The sequence below is a fragment of the Plantactinospora alkalitolerans genome (assembly GCF_015690345.1).
GTDB classification, from domain to species: Bacteria; Actinomycetota; Actinomycetes; order Mycobacteriales; family Micromonosporaceae; genus Plantactinospora; species Plantactinospora alkalitolerans.
The window spans coordinates 1-18,778 of the sequence record NZ_JADPUN010000109.1; the positions used below are offsets into that span (position 1 = coordinate 1).

An 18,778-nucleotide genomic window follows, 5' to 3' on the forward strand; every position below is an offset into this window, starting at 1 on the left:
CGCCGTAGGCGCACGCGTCCAGGGCGAGGCGACCGGCCTCGGCGCCCCGGACCGCCGCCGACCACGCCGTGGCCGGGCCCGCGGCGGCCAGCGCGTGGTGGGCCAGGGCCGTGACGCTGCCGGGGCGGACCCGGGCCAGGGTGTTCAGCACCCTGGTGTGCAGGTCGACGCGGCGCAGGCCCGGCAGGTCGTGGTAGATGGTGTCGCGGACGAGCACATGGGAGAAGCGGACGGCGCCCGGCGCCGGCTCGGTGAGCAGACCGGCGCGGACGGCCGCCTCGAGACCTTCGAGTGTGGTGTCCGCCGCGGCCGGATCGATCGAGAGCAGGACCTCCACCTCGACCTCGATGCCGAATACGGCCGCTGTACGCAGTGCGGCCAATGCCGCCGGGGGCAGGCTCGCCAACCTGCGCCGCAGCACGTCGCCCACCCCGGGCGGAACCAGTTCCGTGGCGGCAGCGGACCCCTTGTCGGCGATCAACTGGGCGGTCTCGCCCACGAACAGCGGGTTCCCGCCGGTACGCGTGGCGATCAGCCGGACGACCTCGGGAGCGACGACCACGCCCAGATATTCGTGCAGCAGCAGCGCCACGTCGGGCTCGGCGAGACCGGCGAGGTCCATCCGGGTGCAGCGGGGACCGGTCAGGGCCGCCCTGGTCGCGTTGAGCGCTGGGCCCACCTCGGTCGGCCGCAGGGTCGCCACCACCAGCACCGGACGATCGGCGAGTTCGGTGGCCGCGTATCGGAGGATCTGCAGGGTCTCCTCTCCGGCGCGATGCACGTCGTCGAGGATCACCAGTAGCGGCTGGGGTCCGGTTCGCAGGCGGACCAGGTCCACCACAGCCCGGGCGGCCCAGAACGGCGGGATCGCCGGCCGGCCGGGCGCCGGAGTCCCGTCGTCGATCAGTGGCCGGAGCCGGTCCATCAGCGTGCCGTCCGGGCCCGGGTCGTCGCCACCGAGCAGGGCGCGGACGATGTCCGCCCAGGCCCACGCGGACGGCGCGCCGTCGACCTCTGGGCTACGACTCAGGGCCGTGCGCCACCCCTGCTGAGTCAAGGCGGACATCAGCGCTCGCGTGAGCGCCGACTTTCCGACGCCGGCCTCACCGCCGACCCACACCAGGCGAAATCCGCCGTCCCGGGCGGCTGTGGCGTGACTCCCCAGCATGGCCAGTTCCTGGTCCCGGCCGACCAGCCGCACGGCACCCGGCTCGCCGGACCGCGTCACTGTCGGGGCGTCGTCCAGCGCCAGCGCCGCCTGAAAGAAGCGATCACGTTCCGCGCCCGCCAGGCCGAAGGCATCCGCCAGCAGCCGTACCGTGGCGGGCCTGGGCGTACCGGTCTGGCGGGCCTCGATCTTGCGGATGCCGCGCACGCTCACCCCGGCCCGGTGGGCGAGGTCCTCCTGCGACAGCCCCAGCCGTCGCCGGTTGGCGCGGACGAGATCGCCCACCATCCGACCATCTCCTCGCCCTGCGGCCGGAACGGTGCCGCTGCCTGCAATGTGCCACCCGGACCGCCGCACGGGCCAGCAAGTATCGAGAGGCCGACTGTTCCCGGGTCGCGTCGAAGTGCCGGCTGTACCCGGCGGCGAAGTGCCGGTCGAATGCCGCCGCGGTACCTCGTGCCGCAGGCCGTGAGAGGCCATGGTCGAAGGGCGACAACCACTCATGACCCGAGAGGAACCGCCCATGCGAGAGCCAGGTGAACGGGCCGTCGAAGCCATCGTCTCCGGCGCCGAGCGACACATCCCAACCACATCCGGAGGTAGCTCATGAACATCATGTCCCGGCGTGCCGGCCCATCGGCACGCACCCTCGCACGCATTGCCGTCCTCGCCATGGTGGCGGTGGCGGCGGTGGCCGTCGGTCCGGCGTCACCCGCCGCGGCCGCGATCAGCCCCGTCGGCCTCACCCAGGAGAGCCGGAACTTCTTCGCCGCGCCAGGCCAGACGGTGGTCGAGGGGACGGTGACCTGCTCGGCGGGGACGAAGGTGGTCGCCGCCGCCGCCGGTGGCGTCATCCTCGACACGCTGCGCCCCGCAGGCAACTTCACCCTGGTGAACGCCACCGGCCGGATCACGGCCCCTGGAGACGCGCTGACCGTGACCGCGACGTGCGCTCCGGTCGGCCGGCTAGGCGTGGTCACGAGCCTCACCAAGGAATTCCCCAGCAACGGCTCGGCGTTCCGGCACGATTTCCTGCAGTGCCCGGCCGGGTTCTACGCTTACGGCGGCGGGGGCCACTACGTCAACTCCCTGCACGGCACCAGCGCGAACGGCAGGAACATGGTCGCCAACGCGCCGTCCGCGGATGGCACGAAGTGGACCTTTGCCGGCACCGACAGCGTCCTCACCGACTCGATGGTCATCACCGTGCAGTGCGCCCAGATGGCGAGCCCGCGGCGTGACCACATCGTCCAGGTCGGCGTCGCGACGGTTCCCGGCAACTTCGTCGGCGACTTCGCCAACTGCCCGGCAGGCTGGACCGCCGTCAGCGGCGGCGTCTACCTGAGTAATCTCAACGGGTCGGAGGCACCCGGCCGCACCATCTGGTCGATTCCGGCCACCCGGGCCGGCGGCATCAGCAGCTGGTACGCCTCGGGCCAGGCCAACTCGGCGGTGAACACCAAGACCAACACCCTGGCTCAGTGCATCGTCTGACAGACCGGAAGCGGGACCCGCGCCCTCCTCGATCCAAGGCGCGGGTCTCGGCTGCCGGACGATGTGCCAGTTGCTGATCCTGGAGCCGTCGTTACCGCTGCCGACGACGTTGACGAGTACGGGCGGCCCGCGTGGTCGAACCGAACATTCGAACGGTACAGGTTGGGCCGGTCCGGGACGGACAGTCGATGTCCGTCCCGGACCGGACCCGGTCAGGACGCGGTGCAGGTGGGGGTGATTCCGGTGGCGGTCCCCGTACCCTGGAACCCGAATTCGGTGGACTGGCCGGCGGCGATCCGGCCGTTGTAGCTCACGTTGCTGAACCGCACAGCGCCGCTGGTGCCGGTGGCAGTGCTGTTCCACGAGTTCGACACGGTGGCGCCGTTGGGCAGGGTCAGCCCGACGGACCAGCCGTTGATCGGCGCGGAGCCGGCGGTGACCCGGACCGTGGCGACGAATCCACCGGTCCACGAGTTCAGCGACACCGACGCCGAGCAGCCGGCGGGCGGCTGCGGCGAACTGGGCGACACAGACGGCGACACCGGGGGGTCCGAGGGCGTCACCGGCGGAGTGGTCGGCGGCACCGGCGTGCTGGTCGGTGAGACCGGCGGAGTGGTCGGCGTCACCGGCGGAGTGGTCGGCGAGATGGTGCGGCCCTTGTTCAGTTCGTCGAGTACGGCGGTGTACGCGGCCTTCCGCTGGTAGTTGCCGTTACCGCCGGTGAACAGCAGCCCACGCTCGGAGGAGCGCCACGACTCGCTGTCGGAGATGCCCCAGACCGTGATGCCTGTGCACCTGGCGACGTTCAGGCAGGCGCGGACGACCTTGCGGTAGTTGTCCGCCTGGCCCTGGCCGATGTCGTTGTTGCTCAGGTCGTCGTCGATGTCGACTTCGGTGAGGTGCACCTCGACGCCGAGGTCGGCGAACCGCTGGATGTTGGCCTGGAGATCGTTGCTGATGATGCTGTTCGGGTTGTCGTTGAAGTGTGACTGGAAGCCTACGCAGTCGATGTACTGCCGGTAGGTCCGGACGATGTCGTACAACGCGTTGGCCTTGCGGTTGGCGGTGCCGCCCTGGACGGTCAGGCCCTCGACGTCGTAGTCGTTGATGCAGAGCTTGGTGCTCAGGCTGTTCTGCTGCACGACCTGCTTGGCCCGGATGAACGAGTCCCGGATGACGTCGGTGTCGGTCGAGTCGAAGAAGTCGCCGTCACCGTTCGCGTCCCGGTTCAGGGTGTGCGGCCACTGGGTACGGCGTCTGCCGGTGTTGTTGTCCTCCAGCGCCTCGTTGACCACGTCCCAGTACGCGATCCTGTTGCCCCAGCGGGTCAACGCGTTGCCGATGAAGGTGTTCAGCGTCGCCTGGTTGGCGCCCTGCAGTGAACCCGCCTGCGAGTGCCACACCATGGTGTGACCGCGGACCACCATGTTGTTGGACTGCGCGTGGTTCACCAGCGTGTCCGCGGCGCCGGTGTTCTGCAGGGCGCCGCTGGACGTGGCGATCGTCGACGGCTTCATGTCGTTCTCTGGAGTGAGCTGGTTGAATTCCTGGCCGACGATCGAGCTGAGTCGGCCGGGTGAGGCGGCGACGCCGAAGAACAGGCCAGCCTTGGCGGCCGCGGCCCGCAGCGTCGTCTCGGCCGCGACGGCCGGCCCGGTCGACTGGACGAACACAGTGCCGCCGACCAGAAGTAGCGCCGCCGCCGGCAGCAGGGCGATTCTCGTACGTTTCTTGTGCTGGCTCGGGTTGCTGCTCACGAGGGATCTCCTTACAGGTCAGCATCAAGTGGTTGACATTCATTGCCGGAGCCGGCAGGTGCCGGACCGGTGGGGCATTCAGTGGCAGGTGGCGTCGTTGAGGCTGAACCCGGTTGACGCGGCGCTGTCGCCGGTGTGGCTGGCCTGCGGCCGTCCCTGGATGCTTGTCATGGTCGACGACCATGCGGCGAGTCCTGGGATCAACCCGACCTGCAAGGGTTAGACACCTGTCGATGAGCAAGTATCGATACGGATCCGCCATGATGTCAACACCTTCCGGAAACCTTCCGGAAGCGAGGCCGCTGTATGCCGAACGGCTGCGGCCGCGACTGGCCGACGGCGGGCCGCTCCCGGCGGACGTGCTGTCCCGGATCACCGTCCAGGGCTGAGCCGGCTGGCAGCGGGGTATCACCGTGGAGGAGTCCGGCGAATCCAGATCGGACGCGATCCAGGCGAACAGGGGTACCGCATGTTTCTGATCTTCGGTCTGCGCACCAGGTCGGAGCGGCTGGGGCTGGTCCCGATGGCCTGCCGGGTCTGCGGGCAGTCCGGCAGCATGCTGCTGGTGCGCGAGATCACCCGGTTCAGTCTCTTCTTCGTACCGCTGTTCCGGGTCCGGACGAAGCACGTGCTCTACTGCACCAACCCGCTCTGCGGCACGCGTACGGGCATCGGAGCGGACGAGGCACGTGCTCTGGTACCCGGCTAGTACGGGGCGGAGGTAGACGTGCGGGGTTCGAGTTGACCCTCGCGGGTGGTGGCTGCGGCATCGGAACGGCCCGGCGACCGTCAGGCGTCGGAGCGCCAGCCGGCGAGGACGCGCTCGATGTCGGTCCGGATCCGCTCCCGTGCCTCGGCGCGGGGGACGCCGGCCATCAGCAACTGGTCGTACTCGGTGTCCTCGTGCCGGATCGAGGCGATCACCGCGCGGGTCATCGCGTCCTGCTCCACGGCGCGGCCGGCCGCGGAGCGCCCGACCCGGCCACTACCTCGGAGCCCGGTGTGTCCGGCGATCGCCTCGGCTCGGGACGCTGGACAACCTGGGAAGAGTCGAAGGATCTCCTCGGTCATCCGGGCCGTCAACGTCACGTCCTGATCGGCCCGGCGTTCCCGGTCCCGCTCGCGGCGGTGCAGCCGCGCGGCCTCGTCACCCAGGCACTGCCGTTCGGCGCTGTCCAGCCCGGCCGGTTCCACCAACAGCCCCAACCGGTCGTGCCGTTTGCGGGCCCGGTTGAACCGCAACACCACGGCGGACAGGGTGCTGGCCTTCTTCGCTCGTCGGGTCATCGCCGCGTCTCCGGCGGGCAGGAAGACCAGATGATCCAGGTCTGTACAGGTCAGGCAGAGGGTCTGCGCGTCCTCGGAGACGAGTAGTTCTCCGGTCTCTCCGCACTCGGCGCAGGTCCAGTTGGTGACCGCCGAGTGCACCACCAGGTCGGGCGGCGTGCTCTGCCGCTGTAGCAGCCGCGCCCGGGCGGTTTGGGAGAGCGCGCCCGAGGCCCAGTGTGTCCGGTATGCCCGCTCGATTTCTGGACTGCCGTCGGTGGTGAAGCGCAGCGGGCGGCGGTCGCGGGTCGCCGCGAGGTAGTCGACCTCGTCCGGCTGGAGTCCCTCGTCCCGGGCCCAACGACCGAAGATCTCCAGTGCCTCCAGCAGCCGGGACGGCGGCACCGCCGCACTCCGATCCAACTCCGGAACACGGCCCTGGCGCCACCGGTCCACCACGTTGCCCGGCAGCCAACCGAGCGCGCTGAGCAGAAGGAGCGGCGAGACATGTCGATGGCGGGCCAGCGCGGCCTGCGCGGCGGTGACGACACGCCGCTCCAGCTTCGAGCCGGGCGGCTGCCCGTCAGGCGAGGGCGGGGGAGTAGGCATGATTCCGCGAGGATAGCCAGGCGCGCTGACCATGGAGCATCCGCTCCAACCGGTTCGTCGTCGTCTCCGCCCGTACCCGGGGCATCCGGTGAGCAGGGTCGACATCGCGGTGCGAGTCTTCGCCGGGCGGCGAATCGGTTCGCCTCGGCGACGGCCCGGTCCACGGAGGTCAAAGCTCGCCTGACCTGGCAGACCAACTCATAGATATACTCAGATCGATGACTGACTGGTAACGTGATCGAAACGATTCGCTCACGGGGGTGCAGATCCGCGGAAGGGAGAAGCAGTTGTCAATAGTGGACATAGCGCGACGTCGCGGCTTGAGGGGTCGGGGCCTCGTCGCCGTCCTCGCGGCGGCCGTGCTGACCGGAGGAGCCATGGTCGGTATGGCCCAGCCCGCGTACGCCGCCGACGAGTCCATCAGCGTCAACTTCTCGGCGGCATCCGGGACCCCCACGTACCGTGCCTCCGGCTGGATCTACGGCATGACCGAGAACGCGTCCGGACCGCCGGACAGCTACTTCCGGGACGTGAAGTTCCGCTACATGCGTGCCGGGGGTGCCCAGCTGGACAGTCCGGGCGGCTGGGTGTCAGGGCGATACGACCGCCGGTGGAACGCCACCCGGGCGCAGTTGCTGCGCACCCGATCGCTCGGTGCTGAGTTCGTCATCCTGCCGCACGACCTGTGGGGCGCGGATGGCTACCCGATCTCCCGGTTCCCGGGCGACAACAACAGCTGGACGGACTACGACGCCTTCCTGACCCGGCTCATCGACGATGTGCGGGCGACCGGCGCGCCCGTGCAGTGGGACATCTGGAACGAGCCGAACATCACCCTGTTCTGGAACCGGCCGCAGGCGCAGTATTTCGAGCTGTGGCGGCGCACGTACCAGCGCATCCGGGCCGCGTTCCCGAGCCATCTGATCGTCGGCCCGAGTTGTGCGTGTGTGCCGTCGACCGGGGGCTGGTGGGTCCAGTATCTCGATTTCGTCCGTGCCAACAACGTCGTTCCCGACATCATCAGCTGGCACAGCCTGCCCGGCGACCCGGTGGCGAACGTGGCGACGGCGAACTCCACACTGGATTCCCGGGGTATCCCGCACCCGCGCCCGTATCAGATCAACGAGTACGGCGCGTCCAACGAGCAGAACCCTGGCGATGGCTCGTGGTACATCGCACGGTTGGAGCGGGCCGGGGCTGACGGGCTGCGCGCCAACTGGGCAGGCGGCGGAAACCTGCACAACGATCTGGGAAACCTGCTCACCCGCAACTCGGCGGGTCAGTACCAGCCGAAGGGGGAGTGGTGGGTCTACCGCTTCTACGGCTCGCAGACCGGTCAGATCGCCTCGGTGACACCGAGCGCCAACTATGACGCCTTCGCCACCAGGGACACCGGGGTGGCGAAGGTGCTCGTCGGTGGTGGCCGCACGACCGGCAACGTGGCGGTGAACCTGCAGCGGCTCGATGCCACCACCGATATCGTCCGCAACAACCAGGTGCGGGTAGTTGTCGAGCGGGTCCCGTACAACGGCGGCGGCGCGGTGGCTGGCCCGGTGACCGTGCAGGACTCCGTGGTGACGCTGACGAACAACGGCACCACCGTGAACGTGCCGCACAACAACATCGACGAGACCTCCACCATCACGGTGCTGCCGCCTGGGGATGGGCCGCCAGCGCCGACGGGGCAGCAGATAGTGGGTGGTCAGTCCGCGCGGTGCGTGGACGTGCCGAACTCGACCACCAGCAACGGTACCCAGGTACAGCTATGGGACTGTGGCACCGCCACCGGACAGCGCTGGACGTACACCTCCGGCCGGCAGTTGACGGCGCACGGCGGCACCAAGTGCCTGGACGCCAGCGGTGCTGGCACGAGCAACGGCACTCAGGTCATCATCTGGGACTGTAACGGCCAGGTGAACCAGCAGTGGAACGTCAACTCCAACGGCACCATTACGGGCCAGCAGTCCGGGCTGTGCCTGGACGCCACCGGTGCCGGCACCGCCAACGGTACGAAGATCGTTTTGTGGGCCTGCAACGGCCAGGCCAATCAGCGCTGGAGCCTGCGTAGTTGATCGCGTGCCCGGCGTACCGCCAGATCAGGCACGGCGCCAACCCGCGCCGTGCCTGATCTGGTGAGCACAGTCGTCGACCTGCGCTGTCAGCTTCGCCGGCGTCGCGACCGATCTCCGCCGCCAGCCACGGAGGGGAGCGCAATCGTCATCCGTCGACGGAAATCTCCAACTCGTGCACGGCAGCGGCGAAAGCGGGCAGCGTGGGGTGGTCGAAGACCAGGGTCACCGGAACGTCGACGTCGAGCTCCTCGCACAGCCGCCCGGCCAGTTCCACGGCGGCCAGTGAGTTGCCGCCGTCAGCGAAGAAGTCGGAGTGCGGCCCGACTTCGGTGACGCCCAGGATCGAGACCCACGCGGCGTGCACGGCCGCTGCCGTACCGCCTGATGTGCCGGCGTCACCGGCGTCTGCGGCGACGTTCGGGCCTGCGGTGGGCACCGGCAACTGTGCGCGGTTCACCTTGCCGTTCGGGGTGAGCGGTAGGGCGTCCAGCCACAGGAGGTGTGCCGGCAGCATGTACGCGGGCAGCCGGTCGGCGAGGAAGTCGAGCACCTCGGCGTCCGGCGGCGGGGATGTTGTGTCGACCGGCACAAGATATCCGGTCAACCGGATGTCTCCGGCGCCGCCCGTGGTCGCTCGGCACACCGCGTCCGCAACGGACGGGTGGCGGCGCAGCGCCCGCTCCACCTCGCCCAGCTCTACCCGGTACCCGCGAATCTTGACCATGTCGTCTGCGCGGCCCACGAGCTCGAACCGGCCGTCGGATCGCAGACGGGCCAGGTCGCGGGTGCTGAACAGCGGTCCGGCCGGGCCGGTGCGGAAGCGCTCCGAGTTCAGCTCGGGCCGACCGAGGTAGCCCGGGGTGAGAGGAACGCCGCCGATGTGCATCTCGCCGACCTCGCCCATGGCCACCGGCGCACCGTCGTCGTCGAGCAGTTCGGCTCGGGCGCCCGGGACGACGACGCCGAGGGAGGCTTCGTCGGCGTCCGGCCGGTCGATCAGGGCGCAGGTGATCAGGGTGCCTTCGGTCATCCCGTAGGTGTGGTGCAGGCGGGCGCGCGGGAAGGCGGCGCAGAACGCAGAAGCAAGACCGATCGGGTACCGGTCACCACCGGTCACCGCGTTCCGGACGGACGGAAGTGGTCGCCGGGCATGTCGACAGAACGCGTCCAGCGCCGGGGTGATGTAGGTCGCGAACGTCACCCCGTACCGGTCGATCAGCTCGGCCTGGTGATCCACATCATGCTCGCGGCCGGGCTCCACGAGAACGATCGCGGCTCCGGTGGCCAGCGGCCAGATCACCTGGCGCAGCAGGCTGACAAAGCTGGTGGGCGCCTTGAGGAGGTGCACGTCGGCAGGGGAGAGGCCGAAGTTCGCGACGACCCAGTCGAGCTGGCTGGTGTAGTTGTGGTGCGTCACGACGACCGGCTTGGGACGGCCGGTGGATCCGGAGGTGCAGAAGATGAACGCGGCCGCGGTGGCGTCGCCGCCGGAGCCCGGATCGTCCGCCGGCTCTGCCACGCCCTCCACGACCGACAGCACCGTGCGTTGCCCCGGCACCGTCCCGACCCGCGTCGCGTCAGCCACCACCACCAGCGGCGGGTCCACCTCGTCGAGGACCTGCTCGATCCTCAGCTCCGGGTCACCCGGCGCAATCGTCAGGCAGACACCGCCGGCCCGCAGCACGGCCAGGATCGCCACCAACAGCTCGGGTGATCGTTCCAGCACCAGCGCCACCGGCGTCCCGGCTCCGCAACCGGCGGACCGCAACCGGGTCGCCAGCGCCGCCGCTCGGTCGACCAGCTCGTCGTAGGTGAGTACCGGTCCCGGGCCCAGCACCGCTGGTGCATGCGGACTCCGGCGCGCCTGCGCCCACACGAGGTCGTCGAAGCGTGGACTGTCGGCAGGGGCGAGCGCCGGCACCGGTGCGTAGCCCGGTGACTGGACGGATGTCATGCCGTGCCTCCTGGCAGCCTCACTGTCGATGCCGGCGTCGACCGGATGGCCACTGCCGATTCGGTCATCACCAGCATTGCCCCGTCGATGTGTAACGGGACCGGTTCGCGGGCGCCGGCCGCCACCTGAGTGTGCGCCTGCGCCACCACGAGCCCCAACAGCGCCAGCGTACTGGGGTTGTCGCGCCGTACGAGTTTCCGGGCAGCCCCGACCCACGCGCGGGCGACCTCCTCGCGGGCGTGCCCGTCGGCCGCACGGACGAGCGCGAAGAGGTGGGCGGTGTTCACCGAGGCGATGTCGGCCAGGTCCGCCGCGCTGGGTCGAGGCTCCGGAGGCCGGTACCGGGCCGCCGCCGGGGCAGTTCCGTCCGTGTCGGCAAGCTCGCTGCCCGCCAGAGCCCGGGCGAGCAGTTCGGCGTCGACGAGGCACTTGGCGAGCGCGAAGCCCGGATGCCGCTCCCGGTATGCCGTCCAGTGCCCGATGCTGGAGGCGTCGCCGATGGCGAAGGCGTTGGACAGCCCGACGATCCGGACCCCGTCGGCGGTGAGTACCCCCAGATGGTGGTAGTGCTGGGACGTCCTGGCATGCGTGACGTGGCCCGTTGCGTCGACGAGCCTGAGCGGCTGCGGCTGCTCCGACAGCCGGCGGGCCAGCTCCGAGAGGTGGTCGTGCGCCAGGTGCCGCGCCAGCAGCGCAGAGGCCCACTCGTCCGGGCCGGTGGCGCCGTGGACGACATGACCGGCGAGCAGGTCGGTCTCCAGGCAGCCGACCCGGGGACGCCCGTCCGCCCCGCAGTTGCCGAACGGGTGGACCATGTGCAGCGTCGACCCGACCAGCGGCAGTCCGCTGTGGAACGCGACCTCGTGGGCCGACCAGTGTATGCGTTTGTTGGTGGAGGAGAAGAGCAGGCCGGTGGCACTGCCGGAGGCCAACACATACGCGGCCGCGCGTACCACCTCGGGTGCGCCGCGGTGCGGGACGGTCAGCGCGCCGGTGACGCGGTCACCCTCGATGCCCAGACGGCGTAGCTCGCCGCGGACGAACTCAACACCGGCGGCCGTCGCCGCCCGCCGCAGCCAGGCCAGCACCGACCGCCCTCGTCCGTACCCTGCCCGGTTCGGCCGGCCCCACTGCGGGCCGAACCATTCCGGGCGGTCGACCTGACCGACGAAGTCGTGCCGGCGCTGCCAATGGTCCAACTGCTCCACCAGAACGTCGGTGAACAGGCGCATCTCCGGCGTACACACGCCGTCACCACGGTCGGCCAGGACCCGGTACAGCTCCTGCGCGGCCGGCCGGTCACGGCGGTGACCGACGCCGGCCCGGATCCGCATCCCGGAGATCTGCGTGTTGCTCTCCGGCGCCGACTTCTCCACGATCACCACCCGCAGCCGGGGACACGTTTCGCGGATCTTGATGGCGGCCATGAGGCCACTGAGGCCGGCGCCGAACACGCAGACGGTCGCTCCTGCTGCTGACACGCACTTCCCCCGTGACTTGTGCCGTGGTAGCAAGGACCTGGTGTTTCCACTGTGCCTATCGGTGGGAGTCGACGCGACCAGCCAACCACATATTGAGACCGGGCGATGGTGACGCCGATCAGCCCTCGGTGGAGGGCAGGGATCTCTCCTGTATGGCCCGGGCGAGGTGCGCCACGGTCGGCTCGACGAAGAACTCGTCCAGGACGTCGACGCCGTACTGCATCTGCAACCGGGTGATGACCTCGATGGTGAGCGACGAGTCCAGACCCGCGTCGACGAGGTCGTCGGTCGGCCCGACATCGTCGCGTCCCAATGCCTCGGCGCAGACCTGGCGTACCATCTGCTCGATCTCGTCCATTCCGATCGGATCTCCTGACTCAGGTCGTCGGGTCGGATGTCGTCGGGCCGGCCGGAACCTCTTCGCCTTCGCCTCCGGCGTTCGGCAGTGCCACCACCTCCAGATCGACCATGGCCCAGGTGTGCGGTCCGGTCGCGGACAGGGCGAGCCGGTCACCCAGTGCAAAGGCTCCCGCGGTCGCGAGGAGGTCGCAATTGACGAGAAGGTCGGCCGCGAAGCAATGGGCGTACTCGTCCGTAGGCCCGGTCAGCAGCTGTGCAGGGGCGAACCCGGCGGCGCCGGCGAGGAACCGCTGCGATCCGTATCGGTAGTTGCTGAAAATGGCGCGGGTGAACTCCCTCGGCCCGTGGCCGGACGCCGACCGCAATGCGGCGGCAGCCGACCTTCCGAGCCGCACGGAGCGCTTCTGCGCGGAGATCGGGTCGCCGCCCGGGTCAGCGTTCCAGTCGCAGCTCATCGCGAGGCCGTGGACGAGGAATCCCGGCGAGCCGCCCGGTGGCGCCTCCCGGGAGGCGAGCGTCGCGGCCGCGCCGTCGCTCAGCACTGACAGGCCGTCGGCCATGATCCGCGGCCGGGACACGACCCGGTCCGACGTGATGAGCAGGACCGACGCCGCGCGCGAGGTGCCCAGCAACCCGTCCGCGACGTGCAGCAGCAGCCCCAGGTTGCCGCACCCGTGACCGGCGACGCTCATCACCACCGAACCCGGGCAGCCCAACCCGTCGGCGAGGCGTGCACTTCTGACCAGGGCGTCCTCCGCGTCCGTCGACTCGGTCGCGTAGACCACGAAGTCCGGCGACACACCGGCCGCCGCAACCGTCCGAGCGCCGACCTCGGTCGCCATCGCGAGTGCGGACGCCGTCGTCTCCCGGTACGCCTCAAGGCGGTCATCCTTCAGCCTGGGATCGTCGCAGCCCGCCTCCCCCAGGTCGCGGATGAGACGCCGCTCACCATGCGTGTACGAAGTCGACGACAGATACATGTCCGACTTCCTCCGGTCTAGATAGGACGGCTGGATCCGTCGGCCGGTGCGGTGTTGCTCGTTGCGCCGCTCCCGCCGAGGGCGGCGTCGATCACGATCTCCCGCAGCCGGCGGAGGATCGTACCGGCGGTGGCCGGCTCGAGGACCGAGTCATTACACATCAGGCGCAGCGAGCATTCCGTGCTGACCGGCAGAACATGCAGGAACAGGGTGCAGTCCCGCACAGAATGCCCACCGAGCCGGGTCGGCTCCGCCAACTCTTCGCGCGCCAGCCTGGGAAGCTCGGCGTAGCGCGCATCCAGCCCCGACCAGTCCCTGCCACGACTGCGCAGGTCGTTGAAGAAGTACGACAGGTCCGGGGCCAGGCCCCGCTCCTGATCGCGTGACACGACCTCGAGTAGCCGCCCCGTGTCGTACCGCGCGTTCACGTACCCCCAGATCGCCGCTCGGTGGCTGCCGCGGACGAACTCGTCGAAGTCCGGCCGGCCGGCGACATCCGGAAGGACGAACAGGCCGTTCTGGAGTGCTATCCCGGCGAAGTCGGCCAGATCCCGGTGCTGACGGTTTCCGGCGATGATGCGCAGCGCGGCCGGAGCCTGGGACATTATCTCCCGAAGGGCCGTACAGAGCGCCGCTATGATCACACTGCCGCTTCCGGTGCGGGTCCGGACCGCGATCACCTGGGCGGCCACGGCGAGCGCCGTCGATCGCAGGCCGGTGACCGTGTACACGCCAGGCGTGGGTGGCACGATCCCGCACCCGCTCGGAAGCTTCGCCATCGCGGCGGACCACTTGGCAATGGTGGCCGTGCTGAGCCGGGCAAGCGCCTCGCTGGCCTCCAACGTCACGAGCCAGCTCGTCTGTCTGCCGGAAACCGGTGTCGCTCGGCGGTCCGCCGTCAGCTCGGCAGCAAAGGCGTCGCGCAGCAGGTCGACGCCGCTCATGTCGAACGCGAGGTGGGACATGGCCAGACCGATCGATGCGACGCGGGAACCGTCGCTGACCAGCCCCACCCGAACCGGCGGCTCGTCCTCGTGGACGAACGGCGTTCCGCGCAGGCCCTCCAGGAGGTGGACGGCGTCCGCACGCGGGTCGTCGGAGACCTCGCGGACGGCCACGGGAAGCTCGACGTCCGGCGTCACCCGCTGGCGCAGGCGCTCCCGATCGAACGTCGTGCGAGCCACCTCGTACCAAGATACGACCTGTGCCACCGCGTCGAGAGCATCCGTCATCGACAGCTCGTGGGTGGGGACGATGCTGCGCAGCAACGTCAGGTCGGAGACGTCGGTCCCGTAACCCCAGATGGCGTTCCACATGTTGCGTTGGGCCCAGGTGAGGGGAAGAGGGCCGGAAGCCGCATCCCCGGCGGCGACAGCCCTCACTACCTCGGTATGCACGGTGTTTCCTCCTGAAAGGCAGAAGCCGGTGCGGAACTAACGGCGGTAGGCGGCGGCCTGCATGTTGTAGAGCCCGGCGTACATGCCATTCGCCGCCAGCAGTGACGAGTGGCTGCCCGCTTCGACGATGCGACCGTCGGCGACCGCCAGGATCAGGTCGGCCATCCGTACGGTGGAGAAACGATGCGAGACGAGGACCGTGATGGCGCCGGTGGCACGACCGATCCGGTGGGCGTTCGCGGCGTACCGCTCGAACAGCTGGTGTTCGGCCTCGGCGTCGAGTGCGGAGGTCGGCTCGTCGAGGATCAGCAACAGCGGCGACTCCCGCATCATGGCGCGGCCGAGAGCCAGCTTCTGCCACTGCCCGCCGGACAGTTCGGTGCCCTGGCACCACGAGTTGCCGAGCTGGGTCGACAGACCCTGTGGCAACCGATCGACCAGGTCGCCCGCGTGTGCCCGGTCCAGTGCGGAAAGCACGGCCGCGCGGTCGTCGATCTGTGCCAGTTGTCCCACGCCGACGGTCTGCTGCGCCGGCACCTCGAAGCGTACGAAGTCCTGGAACGCCGCGGTGACGCGACGGCGCCACTGGTCCACCGGAAAGCGGCGGATGTCGGTACCGTCCACCTCGATGGTTCCCGCGGTGGCGTCGTAGAGGCGGCAGAGCAGCTTCACCAGGGTGGTCTTGCCCGCGCCGTTCTCGCCGATGATCGCCACCACGGAACCGGCGGGCAGGGTGAGGTTGACGTCGGTGAGCGCCAGTTTGTCGGCACCGGGATAGCCGAAGCTGACGTCCCGCATCGTCAGCCCGTGCCGAATGCCGTCGGGCAGCTCGACGTCCGCCGTCGGCGCGGTCCGCCCGGTGGCGGACGCTCGCAGCCCGCGCAGCCGCGCCATGGACTCCGCCACCCGCTGGAGCCGCCGCAGCAGGTCCAGCGCGCCGCTGACCTGCTGATTGACCTGTGCTCCCAACGCGATGACCAGGACCGCGTCGCCGACCTGGTTACCACCCGCGACCGTCTCCCGGAGGACGAACAGCACCGCGGCGACGTAGGTCACGGCGAACACCACCTGGCCCGAAGCCTCGATCACGGCCGACCGCAGCTCGCCGGAGCGCAGTACCCTGCCGATCCCGACCCACAGCTCCAGGTGTCGCCGCCGGACCTCGGCCTGTAGCCGGAAGACGCGTAGCTCCTTGGCCGGCACCGCGCTGGTGGCCAGGTCGAACAGGTGCTGCGCCTGGCGGACGGCGGTCGCCGACCGGTCTCGAGCGGCGGCGACCTGTCGCTGTGCCCGCTGGGTCGCGAACAGCGCGGGCACGGCGGCCACCGGCAACAGCAGCAACAGCGGATGCACCGATACAAGCAGGATGCCGGTGACAATCATGGAGACGGCCAGGGCGAGCGCCGCCATCAGCCCCGTCATGCCGTCGGAGAACTGTGCGATCTCCCTGCGCAGCAACGCGATCCGGTCGGCGTACTCCGTGCGTTCCTGCTGTTCCAGCCGGCCGGAGCCCGCAACCAGCTCGATCAGCTCCGAGTTCATGGCGACCACCGCCAACTCGGCCGTTTCCGCGTACGGCACGTACGCGAAGTGCTGCAACAGCAGCGCGGCGATGACCAGCAATCCGACCGAGACACCGGCCGCGACGGCCTTTGCGGGGTCGTGGTTGGTGACGGCGTTGATGCCCTCCCGAAGGGCGAAGGCGAGCATCGGCCAGGCCACGCCGCCAAGGATCATGAGTGCGGTGGACAGTACGATCTTGACTCGACCGCTGCGCCAGGCGAGGGACATCATCTGACCGAACGCGGCGAGCGTCGGTTTCACCGTCGCACCTCCGCCCCCGGGCTCGTGCTGCCGACAGCGTCGTCCTCCCCGCCCTCCACGTCGGCGGTGAACAGGCTGGCCTGGAGTCGGTACAGCTCCGCGTACCGACCGTCGCGGGCCAGCAGGGACTCGTGCGTGCCGTCTTCGAGAACGCGCCCCCCGCTCAGTACCACGATCCGGTCCGCGTGCCGGACGCTTGAGAAGCGATGCGAGATGAGCAGCGTTGTCCGTCCCCGCGTGCGCTCGGCGAACTCGTCGAAGAAGGCCGCCTCGGCGCGGACGTCAAGGGCCGCCGTGGGCTCGTCCAGAACGAGAATCCGGGCTCCCGCGTCGACGGCCAACAGCGCCCGCGCGATCGCGAGGCGCTGCCACTGCCCGCCGGACAGCTCGACGCCACCGTCGTACCGGGACGCCAACACCGTGTCCAACCCGGAAGGGAGGCCAGCGACGATGTCGGCGAGGCCGGCTCTGGCCGTTATCGCCGCAAGTTGTCCCGGGTCGTACCGGTGCTCGATCGCACCGAACGCGATGTTGTCGGACAGGGACAGCTCGTACCGGATGAAGTCCTGGAAGACGACCCCGATCTGCCGACGCCACACGTCGACCGGGAGTGTCGCGATGTCCCGGCCATCGACCAGGATCGCGCCCCGAGTGGGCTCGTAGAGCCGGGCGAGCAGCTTCACCAGCGTGGTCTTGCCGGAGCCGTTGAGCCCCACCAGGGCGGTGCACTCGCCGGCGCGCAACGTCAGGTCCAGGCCGTCCAGCACCGGCCGGCCACCGCTGGCGTACGAGAACGTTACGTCACTGAACCGTATCTCCGAGAACGATGGGGCCGCCGTCGCGGCCGAAGCGCCGCCGGCCACGGTGGGCGGGACCGCCTCGCTGGCCGCCACCTGGCTCCGGAACCGCTCCAGCGCACGGACGGCGATCAGGCCGAACTGAGTGCCGGTGTCGGATTCGTGGTAGAACTCACCGAGAAGCACTGCCGCGATGGTGGCCTGCACACCGATGGTCAGTTCGGTCAGCGTGAGCGTACCGGCGGCGCCTGCCCGCAGCATGAGCGCGACCACCAGACAGACGACAATCAGGCTGAACACCGAGCGCCACAGGAAGGCGGTCACGTTCACCCGCCGCCGCTCGCGCCACAGCGGACGGATCGCGGCCAGGGCGCTTGACCGGTACCGCTCGATGATCCAGGACGTCAGGCCGAACACCCGCGTCTCCTTCGCGGCGACCGGGCCCACGCCGAGTCCCAGGAAGTAGTCGGACTCGCGGCGCAGCGGGTTCATCACCGGCACCAGCCGGGTGTAGGTACGCACGACGTCCCGGTGCCCGACTCGCAACGTCATGGTGACCAGGCCGATGGCGGCAGCCGCCCACCAGGAGATCACCGCTCCGATGATCAGTACGAAAGCGCCCAGCCGGCTGTAGCGGATCACCAGCGCCAACGTCCCGGCCGCGGCATCTCCCGGCGTACGGCTCCCCTTTTCGAGGCCTTCCGCCGCCAGGCGGAGGTTCGCCAGCGACTCGTCGTCCTCCTGTGGCGCGACGCTGGTGCTGCGGAGCGAAGCCTCCAACAGCCGGTCGTAGAACAGACCGTCGACACGATGCTTGACCAGTTGGCCGAGCGCCGCCGACAGCGGTGTCAGGATCTGCTGCGCGAGAAGGACACCGGAGGCGACGAGGAAGGCCGTGACGAGCGAACGCCACTGCGGCGAGCCGACGCCCGCGTCCATCGCGGCCGGAATCCGACCCACCACGAAACTCGACGCCAGAACGAAACCACCGCCCAGCGCGCCGACCACGAGGTTCAACCCGGCCGTGCCGAGCGCGAGCCCATCAGTGGCGATCCTGAGCTGCGCCAGCAGGAAGATCCGTGGCTCAACCCGCTCCTGCCACAGCCTCTCCCGCCAGTTCCCCAACGCAACTCCTCACCGGCAGCGGTGCGTTCCATTCGTCCTCGGCGATGAGGCGGGTTGGCGGCGGCCGGATCGCACCCCGGGTCCGCGACGAACGGTCGCACGCGGTCGGCTGGGTCGCTCGCACTCCTCGGTCGGCAGGCTGGTTGCGCCAGCAGCGACGACCGAAAAAGTGAGCCAGATCCCCCGTCGGGACGACTGTATTCGCCTGCGTCGTTGGCTCGCAACCCCGCCCGCGACCGTTTGAGCCACCGGACGGACAGCCCCGAGCAGGAGCACCGGCACCCGGCGGGCCGGCCGGTGGCGGCCGGCCCGGTCGTGCGGTGCTACTTGCTGCGCGAGCGCAGGAACAGGATGACGACCATGGCAACCCCGACGAGGACGAAGAAGCCGATCAGCACCGGTGTGGCGACAGGCGTCTTCGGGCCACCGACCACGGCAAGGTTTTCCAGCATGTCGAACTCCGTCCGATGAGGGGGGTGAAGGTCAGAACCTCT

At 69.7% G+C, this 18,778-nt stretch carries 15 protein-coding genes; 4 read left to right on the top strand and 11 right to left on the bottom strand.

From position 1 onward, the window contains the following. Positions 1-1,456 (bottom strand): ATP-binding protein (locus tag I0C86_RS09515; RefSeq protein WP_196200853.1); only part of this gene is annotated, 1,456 nt, incomplete at its 3' end. A 318-nt stretch (positions 1,457-1,774) separates the two neighbouring features. Between I0C86_RS09515 and I0C86_RS09520 the strand changes: the two genes are divergently transcribed. Continuing rightward, positions 1,775-2,662 carry a hypothetical protein gene (locus I0C86_RS09520; protein ID WP_196200854.1) on the top strand — a complete coding sequence of 296 codons (888 nt, stop codon included), beginning with the start codon at positions 1,775-1,777 and terminating at the stop codon, positions 2,660-2,662. A gap of 212 nt (positions 2,663-2,874) precedes the next feature. Here I0C86_RS09520 and I0C86_RS09525 read toward each other — a convergent pair whose 3' ends face one another. Beyond that, positions 2,875-4,419 (bottom strand): endo-1,4-beta-xylanase, encoded by a 1,545-nt coding sequence (locus I0C86_RS09525; protein ID WP_196200855.1) that lies wholly within the window; start codon positions 4,417-4,419, stop codon positions 2,875-2,877. Between the two features lie 260 nt (positions 4,420-4,679). Here I0C86_RS09525 and I0C86_RS44405 point away from each other — a divergent pair, with 260 nt between their 5' ends. Together I0C86_RS44405 and I0C86_RS09535 are read left to right on the top strand one after the other, a co-directional pair. After that, entirely contained in the window at positions 4,680-4,808 is a 129-nt protein-coding gene (locus I0C86_RS44405) for a hypothetical protein (RefSeq protein WP_255527667.1), read from the top strand. Between the two features lie 80 nt (positions 4,809-4,888). Then, complete coding sequence (locus I0C86_RS09535) at positions 4,889-5,128, top strand: zinc-ribbon domain-containing protein (RefSeq protein WP_196200857.1); 240 nt, start codon at positions 4,889-4,891, stop codon at positions 5,126-5,128. Between the two features lie 80 nt (positions 5,129-5,208). On the opposite strand, the gene I0C86_RS09540 is transcribed toward I0C86_RS09535, so the two are convergent. After that, positions 5,209-6,294 (bottom strand): DUF2293 domain-containing protein, encoded by a 1,086-nt coding sequence (locus I0C86_RS09540; RefSeq protein WP_196200858.1) that lies wholly within the window; start codon positions 6,292-6,294, stop codon positions 5,209-5,211. Between the two features lie 386 nt (positions 6,295-6,680). Between I0C86_RS09540 and I0C86_RS09545 the strand changes: the two genes are divergently transcribed. Next, positions 6,681-8,366, top strand: a complete 1,686-nt coding sequence (locus tag I0C86_RS09545) for an RICIN domain-containing protein (RefSeq protein ID WP_230393872.1) — start codon at positions 6,681-6,683, stop codon at positions 8,364-8,366. 145 nt (positions 8,367-8,511) lie between these two features. Here the strand turns inward: I0C86_RS09545 and I0C86_RS09550 are convergent, their stop codons facing one another. The 8 genes from I0C86_RS09550 to I0C86_RS44410 all read right to left on the bottom strand — a co-directional run bounded on the left by I0C86_RS09550 (position 8,512) and on the right by I0C86_RS44410 (position 18,736). Next, complete coding sequence (locus tag I0C86_RS09550) at positions 8,512-10,320, bottom strand: non-ribosomal peptide synthetase (protein ID WP_196200859.1); 1,809 nt, start codon at positions 10,318-10,320, stop codon at positions 8,512-8,514. Beyond that, positions 10,317-11,801 (bottom strand): FAD-binding protein, encoded by a 1,485-nt coding sequence (locus tag I0C86_RS09555; protein WP_196200860.1) that lies wholly within the window; start codon positions 11,799-11,801, stop codon positions 10,317-10,319. Before I0C86_RS09555 ends, I0C86_RS09550 begins: the two co-directional genes overlap by 4 nt. Before the next feature lie 118 nt (positions 11,802-11,919). Continuing rightward, a complete protein-coding gene (locus tag I0C86_RS09560; protein ID WP_196200861.1) occupies positions 11,920-12,159 on the bottom strand; it encodes an acyl carrier protein in 240 nt (79 codons plus the stop codon). Between the two features lie 19 nt (positions 12,160-12,178). Continuing rightward, complete coding sequence (locus tag I0C86_RS09565) at positions 12,179-13,141, bottom strand: beta-ketoacyl-[acyl-carrier-protein] synthase family protein (protein ID WP_196200862.1); 963 nt, start codon at positions 13,139-13,141, stop codon at positions 12,179-12,181. Between the two features lie 17 nt (positions 13,142-13,158). Beyond that, positions 13,159-14,538: a condensation domain-containing protein gene (locus I0C86_RS09570; RefSeq protein ID WP_196200863.1), complete on the bottom strand. Its 1,380-nt coding sequence runs from the start codon at positions 14,536-14,538 to the stop codon at positions 13,159-13,161. Between the two features lie 36 nt (positions 14,539-14,574). Then, complete coding sequence (locus I0C86_RS44945) at positions 14,575-16,362, bottom strand: ABC transporter ATP-binding protein (RefSeq protein WP_323373554.1); 1,788 nt, start codon at positions 16,360-16,362, stop codon at positions 14,575-14,577. Continuing rightward, positions 16,359-18,284, bottom strand: coding sequence for an ABC transporter ATP-binding protein (locus I0C86_RS09580; protein WP_196200864.1), 1,926 nt, complete (start codon positions 18,282-18,284; stop codon positions 16,359-16,361). The genes I0C86_RS44945 and I0C86_RS09580 overlap by 4 nt, the downstream gene beginning before the upstream one ends. Before the next feature lie 323 nt (positions 18,285-18,607). Beyond that, positions 18,608-18,736: a hypothetical protein gene (locus tag I0C86_RS44410; RefSeq protein WP_255527669.1), complete on the bottom strand. Its 129-nt coding sequence runs from the start codon at positions 18,734-18,736 to the stop codon at positions 18,608-18,610. Positions 18,737-18,778: the final 42 nt, after the last annotated feature.